Raw genomic sequence first — 18,852 nt, forward strand, 5'->3', positions numbered from 1 at the left:
AGGGTTTCAGTAAATGAAGCCCTTTTTTCATGCAGTCATTCCGACACAATTCCGACACAAGGTATAAATAAGGTCTTTTTTTACATTGCCAAACCTCAAATATTACTTCGCATTTTTGGGGTTAATGTAAGGTCGCTTTGGGAAATCAATTTCATCTAAGGTATATTCTAATACAATTGTTAGTTCTGTAATAAATAGAGGGTGTTTGTATATTTCAGGATTGAGTTGAGAAATTATTTTCCAATTTACAGCCTTTCTTTTATTGTTTAGTTTTATTTCGGGTCGGTTACTTTGTAACTCCATTGTTTTTTCTTTTCCCGATACTCTTATTCTTTCTATTTGCTCACTAAGGTAATAGCGTTCAAATGACAGTTTAAATCTTTTACTGCCAACTGAAAAATCCAATTTTCCTGTGATTCCGTTTTCCATCATGTTGCTAAATCTAAATCAGGTAATTCGTAATAATCAAAAGGTTGAAGGGGGTCTGGGTTTGTTCTGAAATCCCGATCAATTGTATGAGCAATCATAAAATCAGATGGTAACTGATACTTAGCTATTTCTAAAATTCTTTCGTCTGTTAAATCATTCATTAACCATTCATAGGCTAAATCTTCGGTCAATATTGTAGGCTGTCTTTTTTTTGAATTATGAATAATAGACATTAACTCATTAGCCTCAGTTGTAACTATAGCAAATGTATCCATTGTTTCCCCGGTTACTTTGTCAGTCCATGTATTATAAATCCCCGCCATGTACATAGGCTCATCTTCATTGTAAAAATCTATCAAGTATGGGTATGTAAATTCCTTTTTTGAGTCATGAGGTTTATAGTGCCTCCATTCAAAAAAATGAGTAGCCAGGACTAAACATCTTTTTTTACGGGCTGCATCTGCCCACATTGCTTTTTTTCCCGATGAATTTATAAGTAAGTTTTCTGATTTAGCATTTAACCACGGTATTGCTGCCTGTCTTTCTTTTGTCCTTGGATTAATCCCTTTCCTTACAAGTTTTAAATCCTCAATTGAATTAATGTAGTTAGGTATAAACTCCCAATGCATCATTTTAATATCGAAATTGGTTTTATCTTCATTTGGAACAATAACAGCCCAATCCCCATATTCAAACCCACTCTTTAAAACTTCTAAAGCTGCAGCAATGCCAAATTGTTTTTCAATTTGTTTTAACCTTATGTACTGTTGTTTAGTGACCCTATGCCCCATGTAATTACACATATTAAAAAACTTTTTTACCCTTTAAAAATAGTATTTGAATTTACTCAATTTACTCAATTTTACTCATTTGTTTTAGGAATATTATTTGATACTGTTTGTAAAACTGCTTCAATTTGGTTTAGCTGTTCCGGTGTAAGCTGTTTAATTGTTTCTTGACTAAGTTTTGTTTGGTTAATCTGAATGTAATTGTTTTGAGTATTTATATTAATTCCCGATTGATTTCCAAAATAACCCATTACCTCAAAGTAAAGTCTCGCAGCTTTTACATTGCCTCCATCCTGTACTGCTATCTTTATAACTTTTGCTAAAACCCTGTCAGCCATAAATTTGAATTGCTTTAATTGTGCGGCATAAAGAGGGTTATCCGCATAATCTTTCAAATGTTTATGAATGGTCTGCCTACTTAATCCGGTATCAGTTGAAAGTTGGTTTTTTGTAGGCATCTTACCGGTTTCCTCAATTAGCTTTGTCATAGATAGGGTAATTAAGTAGTGATTGTTTTCCCAAAGTTGGTTTTTTGTAGTAGTGGGTAAAATCTCATCAATCTTTTCTAATAGTTCATCTTTTTGCTCCCCAGTAAAATTATTAATTCGATCGGTTAGGATTTTATAAAATTCAACCCTTTCATTTTTGTTAAGTATATCAAGATCAACTTTGCTTATTTTATTCTTACTGAATAAAATATCAATAGGATTTTTTTTCGTCAACTTTTGTAAACCTTGTTTTTGTATTTTCATGTTAATTAGCATTTATAATTAGATAATGTTTTAGTTCCTGTAACCGGTTGAGATAAGGTAAAAACGTTTCATTGCCTTCATATCTTTTGATTGTTAAAAAGTGGGTTTCAATGAAAAGAGAAATATTTTTAATTGTTTCGCCCTGCTTAAATTTGACAGGCTTCTTTGGTAATACTATTCCGGCAAAGTAATTTTCAAGGGCTGCAATATCATACCCCCAACTTTCTTTTTTAAGTGGTTCAGCATCTTGTTTATTAAAAAAATAAGTTTGTTTAGGGGCTTCACTATTTTCACCTTTTTCACTTTTGGGTATTGGTTTAAGTTTAGGCTGTTCAATGGAGGGCAATGCTTCAACTTTACCGGGTTTAAATTTTCGCCAATCCATTTTTATAAGTACGTCTGCAATATCCGCCCCCTTTTCTTTTAGTTCAGTTGGTGCAAATGTTTCTAATAGATCGGAAACAATAAACCGTGTACCCGGTAAAAGGTTAGTAAGTTCTTTTGCCTTATTGCTCCAAAGTTCAAATGATTTGCCGTCTTTGGAAAGATCAGGAAACAAATAAACATCTTTGCCTTGTAGGGCTTTGCATTTATCTAAATTCAGACTTGACAAATTGTAAACTGCTAACCAAAGTAAATTTTCGGGGCTTTCAGGTAAACCAAAATACAAAGAACAATAAACGGCTGTTTTAGGGGCTTCAACCAAAGCAATCGGGTTTAGTGAGTGCTTATTTAAAAGGTGTTCACCAAACAAGCACGAAACAATTTTTTCATTGTTTTTATAATCGTTCAACCAAAGTGGCAAAGCTTCATTTTTCCTTTGTTGGTGTTTCTCAATTATTGAATGTAAAAAATCTGTTCCGGTGGTGTGGTTTGTTTCGTCAAATTGCTTTACTTGAATTGCCCGGACGTTTCCGCCTTTATCAATGAAAGGAAAAGTAATTGCCCCAGCCCTGTAACCATTGCAAACAGTACCTAAGTAATATTGAGAAATTATCTTTTCAACTTCAACCATTTCAAATGGGTAAGGAACACGGCTTAAAATGTTTTGAATAAAAACATTCATTTCATAACCTTCAGGCTTTAATGTTTTCTTAAATACTTCAATCGGTATAAAGGAAAGGGGCTTTGAAATGTGCTTTATTTTTCTTGCCTGTGGTTTCCAGTTGCCCGAATATTCGCCCCGTTCCTTTTCAAATATCATTTTTGAATAACCGTCTTTGTATGGGTTGAGGTGGTAAGAACATTTACTTTCACGGTCGCAGCGTCCGTATTGTTCCGGCAATAAGTCGCTTGTATTGGTGTCTATGTATTGTACAAAGGTTTTGTTATTACATTCAGGGCAAAGGCTTTTTTTGCTGCCTTTCTGTAATTTATATCTGTATTCTTTTGTCATTGGTGAAAAAAGTGAAAAAGGTGAACGTCTAAAACAAACTTATTTTTTTCTAAAAAGCTTCATTTTCAAGGGTAAGAAAAGCTACATTTCCAATATTCCTTTTCTCAACCGTTACCCCAAAACTTTGCAGCCTTTTAATAAAATTGGTTTTGTTTACCGGCTTAAACCCGTCATCTATACAAAAGGAACGGTAAGCTGTATAAAGGTCTTTTATAACCTTGTAGTCGCTGGGGCTAGGTTTGAAATTGTTTTCCTCAATAAAAAGCTTTACACTATCTGAAAGGGTTTTGTATTGTTCAACCGCTTTTTTTGCTGCTTCGCAATCTGAAAATTTCTTTTGTAATAATAGCCTGTTAAGCCCTTCTAACACCCAGTTGAAAACTCCCGAAAGTTCACTTTCAATAATCTTTGTATGTAGTTGTTTATCTTGCTCCGCTTCAGGTATTGTAACATCAAATGGAATAATTAAAAACCGTCTGAAATAAGCGTTTGTGTGTTCAACTTCTTTCGGTAATTCGTTACAGTTGAAAATTAGTTTTGCATACTGTTTTATCTGCATTGGTTTGCCATAAGGCAAACGGGCTTCAACCGGTTCACCTGAAACCAATTGTTTGAAAATTGAAGTTTCAAGATTACCGTTTATTTCACTTGCATAGTTTACAAGTTTGTTTGCAATCATTGCTCTAAAATATCCGGTTGCATCAGTAAGGCTTTGTAAAGAATAACTGCAAACGTTTTCAACCCCCAACAAAGCATTTACAATTTCAAAAAATACAGACTTGCCATTTGCTCCAGTTCCGTAAAGTATTAAAGCCTTTTCCTCTTTTACTGAATTGTTGCCGTTCTTAATAAATACAAAGCCCAAAAATTCGGCAAGTACTTTTTGCCTTTCAATATCGGGTAATACTTTGTTCAAGTAAGATATAAACAAGGGGGCTTTAGCTTCAGGGTTGTAATCAAATGGCAATTGATATGTAAGAAAGTCGCCCCGATCAAATTGCCTTAGTTTAGTTCCTTTGTGTGTTACTTCAAAAGTTCCATTTTTCAAATTGATATAAACCGCTTCTTTAGTTGTTTCGGGTGTTGGCAAGTACGCAGTTGAAATAAATTGTTTAATTAACTTTTCACGAAATTCATAAAACCGTGCTGTGAATTTTGCTACATTCATTTTTTCGGCTGCTTCACCTAAAAACTTTTGGAAAACTTCTTTTTCAATGTATGTCCAGTAAGCCCCATTGTATAGGTAAATAAATTCCATGTTCTTACATAAGCCCCAATGGTTTCTTTCTGCAATTGCTATTGTGTTTTCAATCGATAATACTAAGTAGTGTTTTGCATTTATTTTTAATTTATCCAATTGCTTTACTACTTCTTTTTTTTGCTCACTTTCAGGGTTAAGTGTTTCAAGTTGCTTTCTTAATTTCTCAACTTCTGGAAAGGCTAAGGCTTCAAAGTCCAACGGTTCAAACTGTTCAACTAATTGGTTTAAAATTTCCGTGTGTGGTGTCGGTTCATTTTTCTTTACTAATACCTGAAGGTGGTTTAATAAAGTTGCTGAATTATTAAGATCGCTAAATGCTGGGTTAATCTTTATAGCTTCCATTTTAGAAAAGGTTTAATTGTGAAGTGATAGGAAACAAATCGGGATTGGTAGTGAGGAAATTTGCAAGATGTTTTGTTATTTTACAATACCCTTTTTTTACTTCGGCTAATTGCCCGGCTTTCTGCAATTTCATTTTGTACCTACAAAGATTAGGTCTGTAAATATTCAATGCCGTTGCTGTCATTGTAGCGGTTGCACAATTCTTTTGCAGGTAAGTATAAACTTGCTGCAATTCGTTATCTTTGCTTAGTCTTTTATGCTGGGGGTTAGTTGAATGTTTACGCATTTCTAACCTCCTTTTTTTTGCTCAAAAAATTATCGGTTTCCACTGCCAATTCAGAAACCGTTTTTTTCTTTCCTTGTTTTAAATAATTAATTAATTCAATTTTTGAAAAGTAAACCCGTTTACTTCGCTTCATGCAAGGGAGTGCGTTTTTGGAAATAAGAGAGTACACCGTAGGAACGGAAAGGGTCAGGAATTTTGCAGCATCCTGAACAGTTAAAAGCTGGTCAGTTTCAGGCACGCTTTCGTTGCTCTTGGATAATAGTAGTCTTTTTATTTCGCTTACTTCATTTGAAAGTAAACTAAGGGCTTTGGGTAAATTTTCAAAAGTAATTTCCATTTTACATTGCCTGCTGTTTTATACAGGCAATGCAAACTATCAGGATATTAAAGCTTTTTTAAGGGTTCAGTAAGTGTGGTAAAAAAGAAAGTAAGAAAGTAAAAACAAAAGTAATTACCACTCTCTTTTTACTTTGTTTCCAAAGTTGTTTTTAATATTATCAAATTCCCAGTTGATAAAATTATCTGTAAGTAATCTTATGTATTTGGGTTGGCATTGTGTTGTATTTTCATATTCAGTACTACACATTAAATAAAATTCATAAAAACGCTTAACAATAAAAAGCCTTTCTCTTTTGCCGTAATTAATGGTTTGTTTTTTAATATCAGTTTTTCCATAAAAAGCCTTTTCAATAAAAGAATTTAGTTGTTCATTTGTCAGGAAAGGTTTATTATTCTTACTATTTGTTTCTGTAAATTTTGCAAAGTGCTCTTTTGGTACACTTATTGGCATTGCATTGCAAAATACATTTACAGAATCATTTGAATTACTTAAATCTTTTTCTTGTTCAGGTGTTTTAATACTTCGGTGTTCCTTTGTTGAAAACTCTTTATACCAAAATTGAAATAGGTTTTTGATATTCAGTTTATCAATGTCCGGTTTCTGAAAATGAGGGTTAAAGATCACACCTAACCTTGTTAAAATAACATTGAAATATTTTTCAACATCGCTTAAAACCTTAATATTATAAGTTGTTTTAAAATATTCTCTTTGGTCAGTTCCTGGAATATTTAAGGCTTGCTCTTCTCTTTCAGCAATTAATTCCTTTATAAATAATTGATCAGAATTTATTTCACGGCGAATGAATTTACTTTTTATTACACCAATAATCCTGCTAATGTCTTTTTTTGCCTCTTCTAATGAAACCGCATCTTTTCTTGCTTCACTGTCATATTGTTTTTTCCAATATTTTTGTAATTCACTATAAGGTGTTGATTTATTAAAGTAATCTATTATGCTGTTAAGTTTGGGGTAGTTTTTTAAACTTATTATACTTTCATTATTATTAGATATTTTGGATTGTTTTGCTTCAGCTTTTTCGCACCAACTTAAAAAACTGTCTTTTTGTTGAGGTGTAATATTTATCGGCAATAAATCCCTTGTATGTGAAAGCCAGTCCATTTTTTCGCCCCCGTTTCTTTCAAAATTTCGCAAATGAAATTCCAACTGTTCGGGTATTTTTTCAGGAGGTAAACTTTTAATTTCAGTCTGAAAACTAAAATCGTTAAGACTCTTAAAAAACATTGTGTATTGCCTTAAACCTATTTCACCTGAACCATAATTGTTTACAATGTTACCCAGCTTTATAGCGTAATAAATCCTTATCGGCTTTGGCTTCAAATTGCTATCTAAGTCATAAAGCCAATTCAGGTACATATTAAGTAATACCGCCCTTTCAGAATTGATTTTAAATGAAGCTGTAAGTTCTAAGCTTTTGACTGTGTTTTTTGTTATTTGAATTTCATTCGCTTTGAAATTTTCGTTGGCGGCTTTCTCAATAAAAATATTTCCAGTACTTCTTTTTAATTCTTTAATGAATAATTGTTTTTTTCTTTCAAAATAAACTGGTATTAAATCTTTATCCCAATAAGGGAAAGGAATATTATTTTCACTCTTATCAAATATCAATAGGGTGGCATCTGAACCGGAATAAATTTTTTTCTCTTTATTTGAAGCAAAAAAACAACCGCTTTTGTTGTAGTGGTATGCTTCATATTGTGGGTTTGTTTTGAAGTTTTTAATTTGGCGTTCATTAAATCCAGTTTCCTTTAATTTGCCAATAGTTAATTTTTCAATCATTGTCTTTTAAGCTTTTCTAAATTTACTAAACTATTTTGCAAATGCAGTTAAAGCATTTGTAGTTTCATGTATTTTTTCAACCTCAAATCCGGCAAGATAGCTTTTAGTTGTTTTCATGTCGCTATGTCCTAAAGCTTCGCTAATAAATTCCATGCTTACCCCTGAATTTCTTAAAACGGTTGCAAAACTATGTCGGGCAAAATAGGTAGTTACTTCTTTATTTATTTTAAGATCTTTCGCAATTAGTTTCATGTACTTGTTGATCGTTTTGGTAAGTTGCTGTATTACCTTTCTTTCTCTTTCGGCTGTCATTCCTTTTTGAAGGTGAGGAAAAACATAGCTTTCAGGGTTGATTGAAGGAACGCCCCAGCTTTGTATTACTGCCTTTGCTTCAGGCTTTAATGATACTACTATTTTTTCGCTGTCTTTTTTGTTTCGCTTAGTCTTTGCCCTTTCATATTTCAATATGTCGCCTTCAATATTTTTCCGTTTTAATAAACAAAGGTCTTTTACATTTAACCCATTGCATAGGTAAATGAAAATCCAGTAATCTTTTGCCATTGCTTCAGTAGTTCCGGGTTTAGTTTCATAATGGAATATTTGAGCAATTTCCTGAAGGGTTAAAGCTTTTTTAATGTTCTTACTTGTAGGTATTGAATATTTACCCTTGCCTTCGCCAAAGGGGTAAAGGCTTTTGTCAATACTTGCCCTATTAAATATTGCTCTTAAACTTCTTAAATAAATTCCAACAGTAGTTTTACTTTTCTCTTTTTCCAACATCCAATTTTCATATTGCATTAATAGGGGCTTTGTAATATCTGCATACTTCAAACCCTTTTTAAAACTTTCAATACTTTTTTTAGCAACTTCATAACTTACAGCCGTACCAATCCTTTTTTCCTCTTTTAATTCCTTTATGTATTTATCAAATCCAAATGCTATGCTATCCGCCGCATCTCTATTTTCTAAATAAATATCTTCAAACATTCCAAAAGTAAAAACCGGCAAGGCTTCAACTGCTTCAATGGCTTTACTTTCAAATGAATGAATTTTATTGTAAAGCGCTTTGTCTGCTTCATTCCGTCTTTTTGCAGTCATAACCCTTTCAAAATCGGTTGCTTTTATACTTATTCCTGTGGGGTAATACTTCTTTTTTCTTTGGCTTGTAATCTTGATTGTAACGGAACAATTGCCGTCTTTTTGGGGGTGGTATTTGTCTATAAATGCGGAAACGGTTGCAGTATTCATAACGTTGTATTTTTAACTGTGTGGTAACTCCGACACAATTCCGACACAAAAATACAAATTAACACGAAATAACCATAAATAAACAGATATTGTTAAAAGGCTTATTATTGCTGTATTTACGGGGGGTTACTATTCTTTTTGGTAGTTTATTATTTCTTTATTTTGGGGTAAATTTATGACTGTTAATCAGAGGGTCTCAGGTTCAAGTCCTGAAGGGGGAGCAGAAAAAAGTAATAAAGCCTTGAAGTGATTCAGGGCTTTGTTGTTTTCCATAACTAGACGGCCCCACTTCTTCATATAAAGGACTTTTCAATCATAGCTTATGCAAAGACATAAGCGATATGTATTGTCTGAAATAATTTAATGTGTAATTAATACACATTAAATATGTATATTTGCAAAAAATATAACTATGCAAAAAATACTTGTATCTCTCCTTTTGTCTTCGATGGTTTTATTTTCATGTTCAAAAAATGACGTTTTAAATGACACTGCTAATGAAACAGTGCAACCACAAAAAAATGTTGCTGCAAGGCCTTCAGCACTGGAACCAATAAAGTTGTATAAATCATGGTCGGTAAATGCCTGGGTATATGCCGGTTTTTATACAAAAAGGAAAAGCTTTTATGCGGAGGTAGCTAATCTTGCTTATAATAAAAAAGTATCGGCACATCATAAAATGGCAGATGGAGTCTGGCTTGATATTCCATTAAAATATATTTCGTCTACACCCTATAATACTGAGATATGGGGAACGGAATATGATTATTCTACTTATATCACTTCTGCCACCTTAGGAAATGAGTTTGCGATGAAGTACGAAGTAAATCAACAAACCTATTGGGACAATAACAAAGGAGCAAATTATACTGTTAGCGGATCGGATGGAATGTATTTACAGGAAGGATTGAATGTTAGTGTTGATACAATGATGTCATATTTTAATAATTACACCGCCAATAATACCGGAGCATCAGTTTTTAATATTGTAACTGATGTTAGAAATATTGCTTACAATAAAAATGTGAATGTGGTTTATACAACCGATGGCTGGAAATCTGTTAAAACTCTTCCATTGGCATTTGCACAATATTATGCAATAGGAAATGGCGTAACGTTGGTCAATCCAAACAGATTCGGTATAGAAAGATGGACTTCGTCTATAGCCGTAGATCCATCCGTACAACAAATACAATATGCGGTTTCATACAAAGTAAATGGAACAGAATATTGGGATAATAATTTTGGAAAGAATTATACAGCAATTCTAAAAAAATATTGATTGATCTAAGGTTTGATTTTTTTCCGTATTTAAAAAATTATTATAGTGGTAAAATAAGCAAAGCCCTGAAGGAATTCGGGGCTTTACTTATTTCTAGATGTTTTTTACTGCATCCAAAATGTGGTAATCATGTAAGATGTTCAAACAATTGTGTAATACTTACCGTAATTAATGAACGGACCTTTGCGAAGTGACAATATAGTCACCCAGTAAAAGAAAAAACATGAAACTAATACATTATTTAACATTGGTTGCAATAGCATCAGTTGCGTTTATTGTTGGCTGTAAGAAAGATACATTTGTTGAAACAGTTGGACTTTGTCCGGTTGTAGTATCTACAAATCCTGCGAATGCCGCCATAGGTGTTCCTGTAGACGAGCTGATTTCTGCAACATTCAATGAAGAGATCAATCCGGCAACAATTACCGAAACGTCATTTACAGTAGAGGGACCTACAGCAGTGTCGGGTTCTCTTTCATATAGTGGAACTACTGCTTACTTCAGGCCATCTGCTTCTCTTTTGCCTAATACTACGTATACAGGAAAAATTACAACGGAAGTTAAAGATCTGAAAGGAAATGCCTTACAGGTTGATCATATCTGGACCTTCAGTACTGGCGCAACGATGGCTCCTACAGTAATTTCTACTGATCCGGAAGACAATGCTACCGGCGTATTTCTGAATAAAATTGTTAGTGCAACGTTTAGCATGCCGATGAATTTTTCTACGATCAATGCTTCAACCTTTACTTTAAAGCAAGGGTCAATAAATATATCAGGAACATTTTCAAATTCAGGATCAACTGTATTTTTTAATCCTGATGTTGATCTGAGTCCCGATAAAGTATATACGGCTACGATTACAACCGGAGCTAAAAATACTATTGGCACTTCGTTGACAAATAACTATACATGGTCATTCACAACCGGAACAATTACAGCGCCTACAGTGATTACTACCGATCCTGTGAATAATGCTACAGGAGTACCATTGAATAAAGTTGTTACAGCATCATTTAGTATGTTGATGGATGCTTCTACAATTAATAATTCAACTTTTAGTTTAAAGCAAGGCGCTACATCAGTGGCAGGAATAGTTTCATACACAGGAACAACTCTGTCCTTTACGCCTACCAATCCTTTAACGGCAAATACTGTGTATACCGCTACTATTACTACAGGAGCAAAGAATATATCAGGTACGCCGTTGGCAAATAATTATAGCTGGACCTTTACAACTATATCTACTGGTGCACCTACGGTTATTTCTACCGATCCGGTAAACAATGCAACAGGTGTTGTAGTCAATAAAATTGTTACCGCTACTTTCAACACAGCAATGGATCCATTGACCATTAACACAACAACTTTTACATTAAAGAAAGGGACTACGTTGATTCCGGGAGTTGTTTCATACTCAGGTACAACAGCTTCTTTTAAACCTTCGATAAATCTTTCTGCAGGTACAACCTATACCGCTACTATTACTACTGGAGCTAAGAATACATCTGGTACCGGTCTTGTAAATAATTATGTATGGACCTTTACAACTGGAGTAACAATAGCACCTACAGTTATTTCTACTGATCCGGCAAACAATGCTACCGGAGTTACACTAAATAAAATTATAACAGCAACTTTCAGTATGCCAATGAATCCGTTAACAATAAACAGTGCAACATTTATTGTGAAACAAGGATCAGCATCTGTAGCAGGGACAGTGTCATATTCAGGTTCAACAGCTTCGTTTACTCCTAACAGTAATCTTTTATCAAATACAACTTACACTGCTACCATTACAACAGGAGCAATGAATATGTCAGGAGTTGCTATGGCAAATAATTATACCTGGAGTTTTTCAACTAAGCCATCGGCCGGAGCGCCATTTGTAAATCTTAATTCGGTAGCTCGTTTTGGAATTATCGCCGGCGTAGGTGTGATGAACAATGCAGGATTTAGTCAGATACGTAACATGGATGTAGGTATAAGTCCGGGTGTTCGTTCTTCCATAACAGGGTTTCCTCCGGCTATAGTTGTAAACGGGGCGATCTATGCCTCAGATGATGTTGCGCCTCCGGGTGTTGCTGCTATGTTATCACAAGCTAAAATAGATTTAACCAACGCATATCTTTTTGCCGAAGGAGCAACTTCTCCTGCACCGGTTACAGTAGCCGGCGATCAGGGAGGGAAAACATTAGCACCGGGTATTTATAAATCAACATCAACTCTGTTAGTACAAAATGGAGATCTGACATTAGATGCACAAGGAGATGCCAATGCTGTTTGGATATTTCAGGTAGCAGCAGCTTTTACAACTGTTGGAGGAGCTGGTGGAAATATTATTCTTAGTGGAGGAGCTCAGGCAAAAAATATTTTCTGGCAAACTGGTAGTTCTGCTACCATCGGAGATAATACTTCGTTCAAAGGAAATGTATTGGCTTTAACATCTATAACAATGAATTCGAATGCAACAGCGGTGGGAAGAATGCTTGCAAGAAACGGGTCAGTAGTTCTAACCAGTACAAATATTATCACTAAGCCTTAAATAAAATAACATGAAATCAAATAATAATTATAAAACAGCTGCAGGAAAAATTTTTTCTGGAAATAGGCTGAATTTTAAAAACCTTATTGCTGGTGCTTTAATCGTAACAGCCTTTCAAACACCCGTTCAGGCCCAGGAAGCGACATACACAAAGCCTTCATGGTGGTTTGGGGCAGCAGCGGGTGCAAATATAAATTTCTATCGTGGGTCTACACAGGAACTGAATGCAGACTTTACTCCTCCGGTAGCTTTTCATAATGGAACAGGTGTAGGCTTGTATGTTGCACCACTCATTGAGTATCATAACCCAGCATCAATGCTAGGAGTGATGCTGCAGGCAGGCTATGATAGCCGTAAAGGATCATTCAAAACAGTCAATACTCCTTGCAACTGTCCGGCAGATCTGTCAACTGATCTGAGTTATGTAACGATAGAACCAAGTTTGCGTTTGGCGCCGGCGAAATCTAATTTTTATTTATATGCCGGTCCTCGTTTTGCATTCAATGTAAAAAAATCTTTTACCTATAAGTTGGGCATTAACCCGGCATATCCGGGGCAGGCGCCTAATGCCGATGTGAAAGGAGATCTTAGTAATATTAAAAATTCTCTTATCTCCATGCAGGTAGGAGCAGGATATGATATTCCGATTTCATCTCAAACAATGCAAACACAATTTGTACTTTCTCCTTTTGTTTCTTTTCAGCCTTATTTTGGTCAGTCTCCACGTACAACAGAAACCTGGAATGTAACCACTTTAAGAGTTGGAGCTGCATTAAAATTTGGAATGGGGAAGAAAATTTCCAGAAATCCGGAAACAGTCGGACCTATGAACACGATTCAAACACTTGATCCATCGGTGAAATTTACAGTGTACGTACCTGAAAATGATCCAACAAAAACTAACAATATAAAAGAAACATTTCCGATTCGCAATTATGTGTTCTTTGATCTTGGATCGAGTGCTATACCGGATCGATACGAATTGTTGAAGAAAGATCAGGTGAAAAATTTCAAAGAAGACAATCTGGATCAGTTTGTTCCTAAAAATTTATCAGGCCGTTCAGAAAGACAGATGACCGTTTATTACAATGTATTGAATATACTTGGCGACAGGATGGGTAAAACCCCTTCTGCAACCATTAAGTTGGTAGGGTCTTCTGAAAGTGGTCCCGAAGATGGCCAAGCTATGGCGATGTCAATTAAAGATTATCTCGTAAATATTTTTGGAATTAATGCAAATCGGATCGCTATTGAAGGAAACTACAAACCTAAAATTCCTTCTGAACAACCAGGCCGTACCACAGAGCTTATATTATTACGTGAAGGAGATCGCAGGGTTTCTATTGAAAGTAGTTCGCCTCTATTATTAATGGAATTCCAAAGTGGACCAAGTGCGCCATTGAAACCTGTAGAAATTGTAACTGCACCGAAAAACAGTTATGTTGTATTTATGAATGAAGATAAAAAGAAAACATTGTCTTCATGGTCTGTAGAAGCTAAAGATGAAAATGGCAAAAGGCAAAGCTTCGGGCCTTACACACAAGAAAAAGTGAGCATACCTGGCAAATCTATTTTAGGTAATACACCACAAGGCAATTATAGAATTACGATGAAAGGAGTTACTAATGATGGTAAAATAATTACCAAAGACACATTGGTACATTTGGTGCTTTGGACTCCAGCGGCTACCGGCGAAACGCTTAGGTACAGTGTTATTTATGAATTCAATGAATCTAAAGCGATCTCTATTTATGAAAAATACCTTACCGATGTGGTTACTCCTAAAATTTCTGCAGGCGCAACGGTAGTGATACACGGGTATACTGATATCATCGGAGACGAAATATATAATAGAAATTTATCATTGGCAAGAGCGAATGATGTAAAAGGAATTCTTGAGAACAGCCTTGCAAGGGCCGGAAGAAGCGATGTTAAATTTGAAGTATTCGGATTAGGTGAAGATGAAAGAGTGTCGCCATTTGAAAATAAATTTCCGGAAGAACGTTTTTATAACAGAACAGTAGTTATCGATATTATCCCTAAGCAATAGCTCATAGATCAGCTATAGCTATAGTCTGCCTGACTTTCAGGCAGGCTATTTTTTTTACTACCAGGTGATACGCAAGAATTGTATCTTTAAAGGAAGTATTAGTGAAATGTGGCAGAAATAAAATGCTGGTACTTTTAATAATAAACAACCTTGAAGCTTTTTATTAAATACATGGTGAGTGTTCGGTGCAAAATGATGGTGAAAGAGCAATTGAAAAAGCTCGGACTTCATTTCACCAAAGTGGAATTGGGGGAGGTAGAGATAATGGAAAATATCACACCAGAGCAAAGAGAACAATTAAAAGTTGCATTGAATAGATCAGGCCTTGACCTGATGGATGATAAGAAAGCTGTATTGATAGAAAAAATAAAAAATGTGATCATTGAAATGATCCATTATACAGACGAATTGCCCAGAACAAATTTTTCTGATTACTTAAGCGAAAAATTAAATTACGACTATACTTACTTATCCAACCTCTTTTCAGAAACAGAAGCTATTACTATAGAGCATTTTATCATTATTCATAAAATAGAAAAAGTAAAGGAGTTGATCATTTACGATGAACTGAATCTTACGGAAATTGCCTGGAAACTGCATTACAGCAGTGTAGCACATCTCTCTCATCAGTTTAAAAAGGTAACCGGCTTAACGCCTTCCTATTTTAAATCTCTCAAAAAGAAAAAAAGAAGCCCACTCGATAATCTGTGAATTATGTAACTTATTTCTAAAGTTATGTAATGTTTCCACTTTCAAAGAGAAGACCTTTGTTCCTAACAAGTTACACTATTGAAGTTATTCATTAAATATATGGTAAGCAATCGTTGCAAAATGGTTGTGAAGGAAGAGTTGAAAAAACTCGGTTTGCATTTTGTTATTGTCGATCTCGGCGAAGTAGACATTATGGAAAACATTTCTTTGTCTAAAAGGGAGGAATTAAAAGCGGCTTTGTTTGTCTCCGGACTAGAATTAATGGACGATAAGAAAGCTGTATTGGTGGAAAAAATAAAAAATGTGATTATTGAAATGGTTCATCAGTCTGATGAGGTCATAAAAACAAACCTCTCCCATTTTTTGAGTGAAAAATTAAATCACGATTACACATACCTGGCAAATCTGTTTTCAGAAGTTCAAGGAACAACCATTGAACAATATACTATCGCTAATAAAGTGGAAAGAATTAAAGAATTAATTATTTATGATGAGTTGAATATAACTGAAATAGCCTGGAAAATGAACTACAGCAGTGTAGCACATTTATCCAACCAGTTCAAAAAAGTTACAGGGCTGTCCCCATCTCATTTTAAACAATTAAAAAATAAAAGAAGAAGCCCGATTGAGGATATTTGAAAACAATAAAAAAATGCAGTGACTATGGCGAAAAAAATAATATCTGATAGAGATGAGTTAACCCAGCTGCGGAAAGAGCTTGTTCTTAGAAAAGTTGAAACAAATAAACTGGTAAAGGAGTTGGTTACTGCCAGAAAGGAATTGCTTTTTCAAAATAAGGAAAAGGGTAAACGGGCAACAGAGTTAGGGATAGCCAATAAAGAGTTGGAGTTTCAAGGAGGCGAAAAGGAAAAACGAGCAGCAGAGTTGGGTATAGCAAATAAAGAATTGATCTTTCAAACGGGAGAAAAGAAAAAACGAGCAGCAGAGTTGGTGATTGCAGATAAGGAACTTGAATTTCAAACACAGGAAAAAAAGAAGAGAGCCGCTGAATTAGGAATTGCAAATCTTGAATTGATATTTCAGACAGGAGAAAAGAAAAAACGAGCAGCAGAGTTATTGATAGCAGATAAAGAGCTTGATTTTCAAAATAAAGAAAAAAAGAAAAGAGAAATTAAGAATAAGAAACTAGAAGCAACCAGCAATTCTGCTATAATGACATCACAATACTCAAGAAGTTTAATTGAAGCCAGTCTTGACCCGTTAGTTACAATCAATTCTAAAGGATTGATCACTGATATAAACGAGGCGATGATAAAGGCGACGGGCAAACCTCGAAAAAACATTATAGGGACATATTTTGCGGATTATTTTGTTGAAACAAAAAAAGTAAAAGAAGTGTATGAACAGGTATTTGGTGACGGATATGTAATGAACTATCCGCTGACAATTATCGACGGTGTATTAACAGATGTATTGTTAAGTGGCTCGGTTTACAAAGATGATCATGGGAAAGTAATTGGAGCAGTATTGGTAGCCAGAGATATCACCGATTTGAAAAAAGTTGAAAAGGAACTGATTGAAGCCAGGGTTTTTGCAGAGTTAGCAACTTTAATTGCAGAAGAAGCAAAACTTAAAGCAGAAAGTTCAACGTTGAAAGCAGAGGATGCGGTAAAAGCAAAACAACAGTTTTTGTCTAACATGAGCCATGAAATACGTACGCCGATGAATGCAATCATTGGGTTTACAAAAGTGATGCTGAAAACAGAGTTGTCTGCAAAGCAAAAAGAATATTTAATGGCGATCAAAATGAGTGGAGATGCATTGATCGTATTGATCAACGATATTCTCGACCTGGCTAAAGTAGATGCAGGCAAAATGGTCTTTGAGCAGGTGCCGTTCAAGTTATCGTTATCTATTTCTGCTATGCTTCACTTGTTTGAGACAAAAATTCAGGAAAAAAATTTAGAGCTGGTTAAAATATATGACGAGAATATCCCTGAAGTGTTGATTGGAGATCCGGTGCGGTTACATCAGATCATTTTAAATCTGGTAAGCAATGCTGTTAAGTTTACACCTGCAGGAAATATTACAGTAGGCGTAAAATTGCTTAGCGAAGATGCTGAAAAAGTTACAATAGGGTTTTCGGTTTCGGATACAGGGATAGGAATAGTAGAAAGTAAGATTGAAACAATATTTGAAAATTTTCAGCAGGCCTCTAGTGGTACGTCAAGGATATTTGGAGGTACGGGGTTAGGCCTGGCAATAGTGAAACAATTGGTTGAGCCGCAGGGAGGCAATATTGATGTAAAAAGTGAAGTTGATAAAGGGTCTACGTTTAGCTTTACGTTGAGTTTTTTAAAAACAAAAGAAAATATAATACCGGATAACGATATTCTTGAAATAGATACGGAAATCAAAAATATAAGTGTGCTGGTTGTTGAAGATATTGCATTGAATCAATTACTCATGAAAACATTGCTGGATGATTTTGGTTTTGAAAGAGACATCGCATCCAATGGGAAGATGGCGATTGAAAAATTGAAAGACAAATCGTACGATGTTATTTTAATGGATCTGCAAATGCCTGAAATGAATGGTTTTGAGGCCACAGAATATATAAGGAAAACACTGAAGTCCGCTGTTCCGATCATCGCACTGACGGCAGATGTAACTACGGTTGATCTGGCAAAATGCAAAGCTGTTGGGATGAATGATTACATAGCTAAACCAGTCGACGAAAGATTATTATATAGCAAAATAGTGGGGTTAGTTAAAAAAAATACTTCCATGGTTCCAGAAAAAGATAAAGACAATACTCAAGCCGAAAAAGAGAAGTGTATTGATCTGTCATATTTAAATCTTCGTACAAAATCAAATCCGTCATTGATGATGGAGATGATCTTGCTATACTTAGAGCAAACACCGCCTTTGATCAAAACGATCAAACAAAGTTTTCTTGATAAGGACTGGTCCATGTTGCATTCTGCAGTACATAAAATGATCCCTTCTTTTTCAATAATGGGGATTGGTGAAAACTTTGAAAATATAGCAAAAAAAATTCAGGAATACGCCGGTATTCAGTCAGGTATAGATGAAATGGAAACGATGGTATCACAATTAGAAGATGTTTGCGGCCGGGCCTGTGTTGAGTTGGAGCATGAGTTTAACAGAATTAAAAATCAAACCAATGGAAAGTAAACAACCGATCAAACTTTTTTTAGTAGATGATGATGCTTTGTTTTTAAAATCATTGGAGATTGAGTTTATGCAACATGCCAATTTTATTATTGAAACCTATGCTACCGGAGAGCTTTGCGTGCAAAGTTTATCCAATGCTCCCGATGTAATTATTTTAGATTATCATCTGGATGGCATCGATACCAAGGCTATGGATGGATTAGCAGCATTAGATGCCATAAAAACGATCAATCCGGATATACCGGTTATCATGTTATCCTCTCAGGATAAAATTGAAGTGGCCATTAACTGTATGCACCACAAAGCTTATGATTATGTTGTAAAAAGTGAAACAGCGTTTATTCGCCTGCAAAAGATCATCACATCAATTTTTACCTATAAAAAAATGGAAAAAGAATTGAGGTGGTATATGGATCGAATGTGATCATTTGCCTCTTGCTGTGTTTTCTTCACAAAGTGTGAATGT

Annotated in this window: 16 protein-coding genes and 1 pseudogene; 7 read left to right on the top strand and 10 right to left on the bottom strand. The window is 34.8% G+C overall.

What is annotated here, in order from left to right; translation table 11 throughout:
* Positions 1-102 precede the first annotated feature (102 nt).
* The 10 genes and pseudogenes from LK994_RS05180 to LK994_RS14590 all read right to left on the bottom strand — a co-directional run.
* Positions 103-432 (bottom strand): hypothetical protein, encoded by a 330-nt coding sequence (locus LK994_RS05180; protein ID WP_229761827.1) that lies wholly within the window; start codon positions 430-432, stop codon positions 103-105.
* Entirely contained in the window at positions 429-1,232 is an 804-nt protein-coding gene (locus tag LK994_RS05185; RefSeq protein WP_229761828.1) for an SOS response-associated peptidase, read from the bottom strand. Before LK994_RS05185 ends, LK994_RS05180 begins: the two co-directional genes overlap by 4 nt.
* Positions 1,233-1,291: 59 nt before the next feature.
* Positions 1,292-1,969 (bottom strand): hypothetical protein, encoded by a 678-nt coding sequence (locus tag LK994_RS05190; RefSeq protein ID WP_229761829.1) that lies wholly within the window; start codon positions 1,967-1,969, stop codon positions 1,292-1,294.
* Position 1,970: 1 nt separating this feature from the next.
* Entirely contained in the window at positions 1,971-3,365 is a 1,395-nt protein-coding gene (locus tag LK994_RS05195; RefSeq protein WP_229761830.1) for a DUF6965 family protein, read from the bottom strand.
* A 49-nt stretch (positions 3,366-3,414) separates the two neighbouring features.
* Positions 3,415-4,968 (bottom strand): DNA primase family protein, encoded by a 1,554-nt coding sequence (locus LK994_RS05200; RefSeq protein ID WP_229761831.1) that lies wholly within the window; start codon positions 4,966-4,968, stop codon positions 3,415-3,417.
* Position 4,969: 1 nt separating this feature from the next.
* Entirely contained in the window at positions 4,970-5,254 is a 285-nt protein-coding gene (locus LK994_RS05205; protein WP_229761832.1) for a hypothetical protein, read from the bottom strand.
* Positions 5,247-5,591: a helix-turn-helix domain-containing protein gene (locus LK994_RS05210; protein ID WP_229761833.1), complete on the bottom strand. Its 345-nt coding sequence runs from the start codon at positions 5,589-5,591 to the stop codon at positions 5,247-5,249. The genes LK994_RS05205 and LK994_RS05210 overlap by 8 nt, the downstream gene beginning before the upstream one ends.
* 114 nt (positions 5,592-5,705) lie before the next feature.
* A complete protein-coding gene (locus LK994_RS05215) occupies positions 5,706-7,391 on the bottom strand; it encodes a hypothetical protein (protein WP_229761834.1) in 1,686 nt (561 codons plus the stop codon).
* Positions 7,392-7,421: 30 nt separating this feature from the next.
* Complete coding sequence (locus LK994_RS05220; RefSeq protein ID WP_229761835.1) at positions 7,422-8,378, bottom strand: tyrosine-type recombinase/integrase; 957 nt, start codon at positions 8,376-8,378, stop codon at positions 7,422-7,424.
* 33 nt (positions 8,379-8,411) lie between these two features.
* A pseudogene (locus LK994_RS14590) lies at positions 8,412-8,639 on the bottom strand (Arm DNA-binding domain-containing protein); the annotation flags it as partial.
* Positions 8,640-9,051: 412 nt separating this feature from the next.
* Here LK994_RS14590 and LK994_RS05225 point away from each other — a divergent pair.
* The 7 genes from LK994_RS05225 (at position 9,052) to LK994_RS05255 (ending at position 18,810) form a co-directional block, all read left to right on the top strand.
* Complete coding sequence (locus LK994_RS05225) at positions 9,052-9,921, top strand: carbohydrate-binding protein (protein ID WP_229761836.1); 870 nt, start codon at positions 9,052-9,054, stop codon at positions 9,919-9,921.
* A gap of 223 nt (positions 9,922-10,144) precedes the next feature.
* A complete protein-coding gene (locus LK994_RS05230; protein ID WP_229761837.1) occupies positions 10,145-12,466 on the top strand; it encodes an Ig-like domain-containing protein in 2,322 nt (773 codons plus the stop codon).
* A 10-nt stretch (positions 12,467-12,476) separates the two neighbouring features.
* Positions 12,477-14,516, top strand: coding sequence for an outer membrane beta-barrel protein (locus LK994_RS05235; RefSeq protein WP_229761838.1), 2,040 nt, complete (start codon positions 12,477-12,479; stop codon positions 14,514-14,516).
* 150 nt (positions 14,517-14,666) lie between these two features.
* Positions 14,667-15,227 (top strand): helix-turn-helix domain-containing protein, encoded by a 561-nt coding sequence (locus LK994_RS05240; protein ID WP_229761839.1) that lies wholly within the window; start codon positions 14,667-14,669, stop codon positions 15,225-15,227.
* A 78-nt stretch (positions 15,228-15,305) separates the two neighbouring features.
* The gene (locus LK994_RS05245) at positions 15,306-15,866 is read left to right on the top strand and encodes a helix-turn-helix domain-containing protein (RefSeq protein WP_229761840.1); all 561 of its coding nucleotides are present in this window, start codon (positions 15,306-15,308) and stop codon (positions 15,864-15,866) included.
* Between the two features lie 24 nt (positions 15,867-15,890).
* Positions 15,891-18,386: a PAS domain-containing hybrid sensor histidine kinase/response regulator gene (locus LK994_RS05250; RefSeq protein ID WP_229761841.1), complete on the top strand. Its 2,496-nt coding sequence runs from the start codon at positions 15,891-15,893 to the stop codon at positions 18,384-18,386.
* A complete protein-coding gene (locus LK994_RS05255; RefSeq protein ID WP_229761842.1) occupies positions 18,376-18,810 on the top strand; it encodes a response regulator in 435 nt (144 codons plus the stop codon). The genes LK994_RS05250 and LK994_RS05255 overlap by 11 nt, the downstream gene beginning before the upstream one ends.
* The last annotated feature ends 42 nt before the right edge of the window (positions 18,811-18,852 follow it).

Origin of the sequence: Ferruginibacter lapsinanis (genome assembly GCF_020783315.1) — a bacterium.
GTDB lineage: Bacteria > Bacteroidota > Bacteroidia > Chitinophagales > Chitinophagaceae > Ferruginibacter > Ferruginibacter lapsinanis.

Coding starts and splice junctions, on each gene's coding strand:
- LK994_RS05180 (WP_229761827.1), bottom strand. CDS start 432: ATGATGGAAAACGGAATCACAGGAAAATTGGATTTTTCAGTTGGCAGT.
- LK994_RS05185 (WP_229761828.1), bottom strand. CDS start 1,232: ATGTGTAATTACATGGGGCATAGGGTCACTAAACAACAGTACATAAGG.
- LK994_RS05190 (WP_229761829.1), bottom strand. CDS start 1,969: ATGAAAATACAAAAACAAGGTTTACAAAAGTTGACGAAAAAAAATCCT.
- LK994_RS05195 (WP_229761830.1), bottom strand. CDS start 3,365: ATGACAAAAGAATACAGATATAAATTACAGAAAGGCAGCAAAAAAAGC.
- LK994_RS05200 (WP_229761831.1), bottom strand. CDS start 4,968: ATGGAAGCTATAAAGATTAACCCAGCATTTAGCGATCTTAATAATTCA.
- LK994_RS05205 (WP_229761832.1), bottom strand. CDS start 5,254: ATGCGTAAACATTCAACTAACCCCCAGCATAAAAGACTAAGCAAAGAT.
- LK994_RS05210 (WP_229761833.1), bottom strand. CDS start 5,591: ATGGAAATTACTTTTGAAAATTTACCCAAAGCCCTTAGTTTACTTTCA.
- LK994_RS05215 (WP_229761834.1), bottom strand. CDS start 7,391: ATGATTGAAAAATTAACTATTGGCAAATTAAAGGAAACTGGATTTAAT.
- LK994_RS05220 (WP_229761835.1), bottom strand. CDS start 8,378: ATGTTTGAAGATATTTATTTAGAAAATAGAGATGCGGCGGATAGCATA.
- LK994_RS05225 (WP_229761836.1), top strand. CDS start 9,052: ATGCAAAAAATACTTGTATCTCTCCTTTTGTCTTCGATGGTTTTATTT.
- LK994_RS05230 (WP_229761837.1), top strand. CDS start 10,145: ATGAAACTAATACATTATTTAACATTGGTTGCAATAGCATCAGTTGCG.
- LK994_RS05235 (WP_229761838.1), top strand. CDS start 12,477: ATGAAATCAAATAATAATTATAAAACAGCTGCAGGAAAAATTTTTTCT.
- LK994_RS05250 (WP_229761841.1), top strand. CDS start 15,891: ATGGCGAAAAAAATAATATCTGATAGAGATGAGTTAACCCAGCTGCGG.
- LK994_RS05255 (WP_229761842.1), top strand. CDS start 18,376: ATGGAAAGTAAACAACCGATCAAACTTTTTTTAGTAGATGATGATGCT.